Genomic DNA, 1,121 nt, shown 5'->3' on the forward strand with positions numbered 1-1,121 from the left:
AGCCGCGGCGCCCGGCGGCGAGCACCGGGTAGCGTCCGGGCGGCGGCGGTTCGCACTCGAGGACATCCTCGATCTGCACCCACACCAGCTCGGCACCGCGCCCCAGCCGGGTCAGGCTGGGGTTGCGTCCCGCGCCGAGTCCGGCGAGATCGCTCACCAACACCACCAGCGCACCGGGGCGGACCACCCGATCGAGCCGCGCGAGCGCCGTCGGCAAGGTCATCGCCGTCTCAGCCGAGGTGGCGGCGGGCGCGGCCAACGACTCGAACAGCGCGAGCAGCCCGCGACCGCGCGCCGCCGGCGGGTGCAGCCGGATGGCATGGTCGTCGAACACCAACCCGCCGACGCGATCGCCCCGCGCCAGCGCCGCCCAGCCGAGCAGCGCGGCGACGCGCGCGGCGATCACCGACTTGAAGGCCACCCGGGTGGCGAAGCGCATCGTCGCGCGCTGGTCGACACAGAGCCACACCGGACGCTCGCGCTCCTCGCGGAAGCACTTGACGTGCGCCTCACCGGCGCGCGCGGTGACCCGCCAGTCCATGTGACGCGGCTCGTCGCCGGGCTGGTAGGGGCGCGATTCGGCGAACTCCATGCCGCGTCCGCGCAGCCGCGACGGGTGCGCCCCGCCCCGCGCGGCCAGCACCCGTGCGCGCGGGGCGAGATCGAGCCCGCTGGCGCGGGCGCGCAGCCCGACCAGCTCGGCGACCCTGACGGCGACCGCACTGCTCTCAGGCACAGCTCACCCGCGCCAGCAGCAGCGCGATGAAGTCGTCCGGGGTGCGCCCCTCGGCCTCGGCCTCGTAGCCGAGCAGCAGACGGTGACGGAGCACGTCGGGGGCGAGGCGACGCACGTCCTCGGGGGAGACGAAGTCGCGTCCCTCCAGCCAGGCCAGCGCGCGCGCGCAGCGCTCCAGCGCCAGGGTGGCGCGCGGGCTGGCACCGAAGCGCAACCAGCCGTCGAGCGCCGGGTCGTAGTCGGCCGGGGCACGGGTGGCGAGCACCAGATGGAGCAGATAGTCCTCGACCTCGGGGGCGAGATAGAGATCGAGGATGGCGCGCCGCGCCGCAAACACCTGGGCCTGGGTGATCTCGGCGCCGCCCTCGCTCGCGGCGGCGCCCTC

Annotated in this window: 2 protein-coding genes; both read right to left on the reverse strand. The window is 75.6% G+C overall.

The features are described from left to right. Positions 1–736 (reverse strand): DUF58 domain-containing protein (locus EBL85_RS16805; protein WP_123143509.1); only part of this gene is annotated, 736 nt, incomplete at its 3' end. Further along, positions 729–1,121 (reverse strand): MoxR family ATPase (locus EBL85_RS16810; protein ID WP_223806197.1); only part of this gene is annotated, 393 nt, incomplete at its 5' end. The genes EBL85_RS16805 and EBL85_RS16810, both read right to left, overlap by 8 nt.

It is taken from the genome of Marichromatium sp. AB32 (assembly GCF_003718675.1).
GTDB lineage: Bacteria > Pseudomonadota > Gammaproteobacteria > Chromatiales > Chromatiaceae > Marichromatium > Marichromatium gracile.